At 61.5% G+C, this 6,786-nt stretch carries 7 protein-coding genes and 1 pseudogene; 2 read left to right on the forward strand and 6 right to left on the reverse strand.

The features are described 5' to 3' along the window. The 6 genes and pseudogenes from GOX01_RS11935 to GOX01_RS11960 all read right to left on the reverse strand — a co-directional run. Positions 1-865 (reverse strand): annotated as a pseudogene (locus GOX01_RS11935) (ArsO family NAD(P)H-dependent flavin-containing monooxygenase); the annotation flags it as partial. A gap of 8 nt (positions 866-873) precedes the next feature. Beyond that, complete coding sequence (arsH, locus tag GOX01_RS11940) at positions 874-1,572, reverse strand: arsenical resistance protein ArsH (RefSeq protein WP_024717115.1); 699 nt, start codon at positions 1,570-1,572, stop codon at positions 874-876. 23 nt (positions 1,573-1,595) lie between these two features. Next, complete coding sequence (locus GOX01_RS11945; RefSeq protein WP_062268860.1) at positions 1,596-2,891, reverse strand: arsenic transporter; 1,296 nt, start codon at positions 2,889-2,891, stop codon at positions 1,596-1,598. Continuing rightward, positions 2,891-3,313, reverse strand: a complete 423-nt coding sequence (gene arsC / locus GOX01_RS11950; RefSeq protein WP_024717113.1) for an arsenate reductase (glutaredoxin) — start codon at positions 3,311-3,313, stop codon at positions 2,891-2,893. The genes GOX01_RS11945 and arsC overlap by 1 nt, the downstream gene beginning before the upstream one ends. Then, positions 3,310-3,663: an ArsR/SmtB family transcription factor gene (locus GOX01_RS11955; RefSeq protein ID WP_006115729.1), complete on the reverse strand. Its 354-nt coding sequence runs from the start codon at positions 3,661-3,663 to the stop codon at positions 3,310-3,312. The genes arsC and GOX01_RS11955 overlap by 4 nt, the downstream gene beginning before the upstream one ends. Positions 3,664-3,740: 77 nt before the next feature. Beyond that, positions 3,741-4,436 (reverse strand): VIT1/CCC1 transporter family protein, encoded by a 696-nt coding sequence (locus GOX01_RS11960; RefSeq protein WP_010510566.1) that lies wholly within the window; start codon positions 4,434-4,436, stop codon positions 3,741-3,743. 157 nt (positions 4,437-4,593) lie between these two features. Between GOX01_RS11960 and GOX01_RS11965 the strand changes: the two genes are divergently transcribed. Further along, complete coding sequence (locus GOX01_RS11965) at positions 4,594-5,199, forward strand: cytochrome b (RefSeq protein ID WP_080674964.1); 606 nt, start codon at positions 4,594-4,596, stop codon at positions 5,197-5,199. 163 nt (positions 5,200-5,362) lie between these two features. Continuing rightward, entirely contained in the window at positions 5,363-6,583 is a 1,221-nt protein-coding gene (chrA, locus tag GOX01_RS11970; RefSeq protein WP_024717111.1) for a chromate efflux transporter, read from the forward strand. The last annotated feature ends 203 nt before the right edge of the window (positions 6,584-6,786 follow it).

Below are 6,786 nucleotides of genomic sequence, written 5' to 3' on the forward strand. Positions count from 1 at the left end.
CCAAATACACCGAGCGCGGGTCGGAAGCCGGTACACCAGATGATCCTATCGATGGCTTCTTCCCGCCCGTCGGGCCAGACGACGCCCGTCGCCGTCACACGTACAAACGGGCGCACCGCGTGGAGCACGCCTCGCTCCCTGGCGGCGCGCACAGGTGGGACCATGACGATATCGCCAAAGCCGCTGGTGGGCATGGCCGACGGGCCGCCGAGAACGCGAGCGGTCGCCCGCTCGAACAGGACCCGTCCGTCCACGTCATCGGGCAGAAAGATGGGATCATGCAGCGTGACCCATGTTGCCTGAGCGACAAGCGACAGCTCCGCCATAATCTGTGCCCCGGAGTTGCCCCCACCCACCACCAGCACACGTCGGCCGGCAAAGGGCGCGGCATTCCGGTAATGGCTGGAATGGAGTTGCGTCCCGCCGAAGAGGTCACGCCCCGCGACATCGGGAACAAAGGGGCTGACCACATACCGGTCGCCCCGATAACCGCACGGCCAAGAAAATCACCCGCGCTGGTTCTGACAGTCAGAAGTTTTCCGTTCGCGCGCTCCACACACTCGACCATGACCGGACGGCGGATCGGCGGCGCATAGCGCGCCTCGTAGCGGTGCAGATAGTCCAACACCTCGTCACGGGTCGGGTAGCTGCCATCGGGCGTGTCGGGCATCGGCCAGCCGGGCAGCGAACTGTAGGACGCGGGCGAGAACAGATGCAGGGAATCCCAGCCATGCACCCATGCACCACCCGCCTACGTCCCGTTATCAAGAATGACGTAACGCAGTCCAGTCCGTCGTAGAAAATACGACGCGGCGAGTGCCGCCTGACCGCCTCCCACGATCACGACATCGAACTGTTCCGCCATTGCCCGGCTCACAGGCTTTCCGGGAGACGGAATTCCGTCTTTCGTTCGCTATAGCGGTCCACGAGGTAGTCGGCCCGGTCGCGCAGCAGCCATGTGAACTTCATCAGTTCCTCCATGACATCTACCATCCGGTCATAGAGGGGGGACGGCTTCATGCGGTCATCGTCACCGAACTGCGTATAGGCCATCGGCACGCTGGATTGGTTGGGGATGGTGAACATCCGCATCCATCGGCCCAGAACCCGCAGGGCATTGACGGAATTGAAGCTTTGCGATCCGCCTGAGACCTGCATCACCGCCAGCGTGCGGCCCTGCGTCGGACGGATCGAGCCTTCGGACAATGGCAGCCAGTCGATCTGGTTTTTGAACACAGCGGTTATGTTACCGTGCCGTTCGGGGCTGCACCAGACCTGGCCTTCCGACCAGATCGAGAGATCCCGCAGTTCCTGCACTTTCGGGTGAGTTGCGGGCACGGAATCCGCTACCGGCAGGCCGGTCGGGTCGAACACCCGTGTCTCGGCCCCCAGCACCTTCAGGATGCGTTCCGCCTCAAGCACCAGCAACCGGCTGAAAGATCGGGGGCGTAAAGAGCCGTAGAGCAGAAGGATACGCGGCGGATGATCCACACGCGGTTGCGGTTCCAGCCGCGCGAGATCGACCCGTTCGAGATACTCCGGATGCAAGGCTGGCAGCTCAGGTTCGGTCATATATATATCGGTCCTGTCGTGTATTACGGGTGACTGATCCGGGGCAGCCATAGGGCCAACGCCGCGAGTGTTGCCAGCAGGACGGGCGGCGTAATCGCCAGTCCGACCTTCATATACTGTCCCCATGTGACCCGGTGGTTCTTGGATGCCAGCACATGCAGCCACAGCAGTGTTGCGAGACTACCAATCGGCGTGAATTTCGGCCCGAGGTCGCAGCCGATGATGTTGGCATAGATCATCAGGTCATGGGTCAGCGGTGTGAGGTCGTGTGCCTGCTCGATCGCCAGCGCCCCGACCAGCACGCTCGGCATGTTGTTCATGACCGAGGACAGCAGGGCCGCCAGAAAGCCGGTGCCAAGCGTGGCGGTGAACGGTCCCTGATGACCGAGCCAGACCAGTGCGGTCGCAAGGTAGTCGGTCAGTCCGGCATTGCGCAGCCCATAGACCACCAGATACATGCCCAGGGAGAAGATCACGATCTGCCACGGGGCGCCCCGCAGCACCTTGCGAACTGGAATCACCCGGCCATATCCGGCGACGAGCAACAGGATTCCGGCGGCCAGACAGGCCACGACACAGACCGGGATATGAAACGGCGCTGTCAGGAAATAGGCTGCCAGAACGAGCGCCAGCAGCGGAAATGCCGTCCGGAATACATTGTGGTCACGAATGGCGGTCGCAGGTGCCGGAAGTTCGGCGACGGGATAGGTCGCAGGCACCTGCCGCCGATACCGCAGCCAAAGCACAGCCAGCGTCGCGCCCAGCGCCACCAGATCGACAGGGACCATGATCGCGGCATAGCGATCGAACGCAATGCCAAAGAAATTGGCGCTAACGATGTTCACCAGATTGGAGATGACAAGCGGCAGGCTGGTGGTATCCGCGACGAAGCCAGTGGCGATAATAAAGGCCAGCGCCGCAGCAGGACTGAGGCGAAGCTGCGTGAGGATGGCGATGACGATGGGCGTCAGCAGCAGGGCCGCACCATCATTGGCGAAAACCGCCGCAATGGCCGCTCCCAGCACCACGATCAGCGGGAATAGCGTCCGGCCTCGCCCTTTGCCCCAGCGCACGACGTGCAGGGCGGCCCAATGGAAGAACCCTGCCTCATCCAGCAACAGCGAGATGACGATCAGCGCGATAAAGGTGAAGGTCGCGTCCCAGACGATGTGCCAGACGACAGGAATGTCATGCCAGTGGATCACGCCAGATGCCAGGGCCGCGGCGGCACCCGCCATGGCGCTCCAGCCGATGCCCAGCCCCCGAGGCTGCCAGATGACAAAAACCAGCGTGACAACAAAAATCAGAAGCGCCAGCATCAGACAATCCGTTTGCCGGATTCATCGACGATCTTCTCGCCGTCCTCTTTGACGAATGCGGCCCGCTGCGGAGAAGGAAGAATACTCAGCACCGTTTCGGACGGACGGCAGAGCGCAACACCGAGTGGGGTGACGACAATCGGCCGGTTCATCAGGATTGAGTGTGCGATCATGGCGTCGATCAGCGCGTCATCGCTCAGGGCCGGATTATCGAGGCCGAGTTCGTGAAAGGGCGTGCCCTTTTCCCGCAGGACCGACCGCACCGGAACGCCCATACGGGCGATCAGATCGACCAGTTCCGCACGGCCGGGAGGCGTTTTCAGATATTCGATGGTCGTGGGCTCGATCCCGGCATTGCGGATCAGTGCCAGCACGTTGCGCGACGTGCCGCAGGCCGGGTTGTGGTAGATCATGATGGTCATGAGCAGGATTCCGGGGACGGACAGCAGGAGGACAGGCTCGCGACCAGGGGCGCGCAGAGTTCGGGACTGCCCGCGCAGCAGTCCGTGACGAGGAAGAGCATCAGGTCGCGCAGGCGCGGAAGACAGGCGCGATAGACGATCAGCCGGCTATGGCGTTGCGAGGTCAGCAGCCCGGCGCGGGTCAGGGTGGCGAGATGGGCCGAGATCGTGTTTTGCGGGACATCGAGATGCCGCGCGACGTCTCCGGCGGGTAGTCCGTCCGGTTCGTGGCGCACCAGCAGGCGGAAGATCTCCAGTCGCGTGGACTGCGACAGAGCGCTCAGGGCAGCGAGGGCAGATTCTGTATCCATAAATCGACGATAACGGATATGTTGGATGAAGTCAACACTACCGAGGACATGCCTCGTTCAAAACCTGGAATACGGTGTCACACGCCGAACAGGCGGCCGATTCCGCCCGTGACGATCATCGCAACAATACCCCAGAACGTCACACGCAGTGCTGGCCGCAGAGGCGCCGCGCCGCCGGCAAGCGCGCCGACGACGCCCAAAACGGCGAGAACCACGACCGAGGTCAGGGACACGCCCCAGGATACCCACGCGACAGGGGTCAGAACAGCTGCCAGTACGGGCAGCAAGGCTCCGGACGAAAAGGCGGTTGCCGAGGCGAATGCCGCCTGTATGGGTCTTGCCGCTGTGGCCTCGGACAGACCCAGTTCATCCCTGGCATGAGCACCGAGCGCATCATGTTTCATAAGGGCGACGGCGACCTCGTGTGAGAGGTCTCCATCCAGTCCTCTTTTCTGATAGATCCCGGCCAGTTCGGCGACCTCCCCCTCCCAGTCCGTGGCCAGCTCCTGTTTTTCGCGGGCGATGTCGGCATGTTCGGAATCGGCCTGGGAACTGACCGAGACATACTCGCCAGCCGCCATGGACAGGGCGCCCGCGACAAGCGCGGATAGTCCCGCGATGAGAATGCTGCCGCGTGTCGCATGAGAGCTGGCAACGCCGACGATGAGGCTGCCGGTCGACAGCGTTCCGTCATTGGCGCCGAGAACGGCCGCGCGCAGCCACCCCAGTTTCTCGACGGCATGGCGTTCGGCCAGAGGATGGAGACGCGACATAAGGTGACCTGTTGCTTCTGATAAATACAAACCAGATTTAGGCCCCTGTTTTTGCCACGGCAATAGGCATTTTATTCTGATATTGCGAGCTATTTTCAATAGTATTTATATTTTCGTAAAATATTCTCTGTTCAGAATCCTGTCAGGTAAGCATGATATGGAAGTGAATTCAGGGTTCCTTTTCACCGAGACGCATATGCCTTGTTCAACGCCGGACATTACCGACACCCTGCGCTACGACAGGCCGACGATCGTCCTTCACTGGACCACCGCCTTTCTGGTGCTGCTTCAGTTTGCTCTTGGCGAAACCTGGAACTGGCCGGCAAAACCCGTCCATCATCTGATGGTCGTCGCGCATCTGACCGTCGGTATCCTGCTGACGGTGATCATGGCGTTCCGCATAGTCTGGCGTCTGACGAAAGGCCGGCATCTGTCGGACCTTCTCCGTCCAGTGGACCGGGTATGCGCTCTCGGGGCGGAGTACACACTCTATGGGCTGCTTCTGGCGGAAATTTTGCTGGGCTACTTCTGGCGATGGGGTGCCGGGCAGACGATGAGTTTTTTCGGCCTTCTGATCCCATCCCCGTTTGCACGGTTCCCGGCGGAAACCGTGACGTGGCTTCACACGCTGCATGAGTGGAACGCCTGGCTGATCATGGGCTTTGCGACAGGCCATGGCGCGGCGGCGCTTTTTCATCAGTTCGTCCTGAAGGACAAAGTTCTCGGGCGCATGTTGCCGCAGTGTTTCTTGCTCCGTCAGTGAGGCGGTCAGTATCCTGTCTGATTGTATGACTGGGCACACCGTGATGCTGGGCCGCCAACAAGCCAGAAGTGATGATTTTTTGTTGTCATCAGCAGCTCCACATGAATGCCGGTTCATGGGAATTGTCTCCTGTCGAACGGGAAAATAAGAAAGTAACGACCCAATGACGATCGTGCCGCGTGGCGTGGGACCAGAAAGACCGGGGTCGGCTCTTGAGGTGCTCCTCATCTTTCTCAGGCTGGGCGTCACCTGCTTCGGCGGGCCGATCGCGCATATCGGGTATTTCCGGGACGAATTCGTCGTCCGACGCCGGTGGCTCAATGAGCGCGCCTATGCCGATCTCGTCGGGCTGTGTCAGTTCCTGCCCGGTCCCGCGAGCAGCCAGGTGGGATTTTCCATTGGCCTGATGCGGGCCGGTTATGCAGGCGGTCTTGCGGCGTGGGCGGGGTTCACCCTGCCTTCGGCACTTATACTGGTCCTCTTCGCCTATGGCGCGAACGCGCTTGCCGGCCCGACTGGTGCAGGCCTTCTGCATGGACTGAAACTCGTCGCCGTCGCCATCGTCGCACAGGCCGTATGGGGCATGGCGCGCACGCTGTGTCCGGACCGGACGCGAGCTTCGATCGCGGTCACGGCCGCGCTCATCGTTCTGTTCGCCATCTCACCGCTTGCCCAGATCGCGGCCATCGTTCTCGGGGGCCTCGCCGGCTTGTGGCTTTGCCGCTCTGTGCAGACGTCAGATGGCGAGCATATTACAGTGCCCGTATCGCATCGTGCAGGGATCGTCGCACTGGCTCTCTTTCTGGCGTTGCTCTTCGGTCTGCCCGTTCTCGCCTGCCATGGCGCACCAGAGGGCGTTTCCCTGTTCGACGCCTTCTACCGGTCAGGCGCGCTCGTGTTCGGTGGCGGTCATGTCGTGCTGCCCTTGCTGCACGAGGCTTTCGTGACATCGGGCTGGGTCAGCGACGACACCTTTCTCGCCGGTTATGGCGCGGCACAGGCGGTTCCGGGGCCGCTTTTCACGTTCGCGGCCTATCTCGGCGCGGTCGTCGGGCAATCTCCCCACGGTGTTGCCGGTGCCGCTTTCGGTCTTTTCGGCATCTTTCTGCCGGGCATCCTGGTCCTGATCGGAGCTTTGCCCTTCTGGGACACCTTTCGCAGCCAGCGGGCCGTTCACGCGACGATGCGCGGCGTCAACGCAGCGGTCGTGGGCCTGCTGGGGGCGGCGCTCTATACACCGGTCTGGACGAGCGCGGTCAGGTCGGCGGCGGATTTCGGGATCGTGCTGGTCGGTTTCGTCCTGCTGACCGTCTGGCGGGCGCCACCCTTGGTGGTAGTCGGTATCAGCGCGCTGGGAGGGGTCGTCATTGGGCAGGCGGCATAATGAAATGTTCAGTCAGCGACGTGCATCGACGCGTGATCGCCATACCGTTTTTCAACGCACACTTCAATAATGGCGCGTCGTTATAAGGGCCATGTTTCGGCCGTTTCCTGTGTAAGTCAGCCAGAAAACGGACAGGCAGTCTACCAACCTGTACTGCCTGTCCGCTCAGAAGGATGGATAGGAAAGATGCGTCTTAGGTGTTT

The sequence above is a fragment of the Gluconobacter oxydans genome (genome assembly GCF_006539685.1).
Taxonomy (GTDB): Bacteria; Pseudomonadota; Alphaproteobacteria; order Acetobacterales; family Acetobacteraceae; genus Gluconobacter; species Gluconobacter oxydans.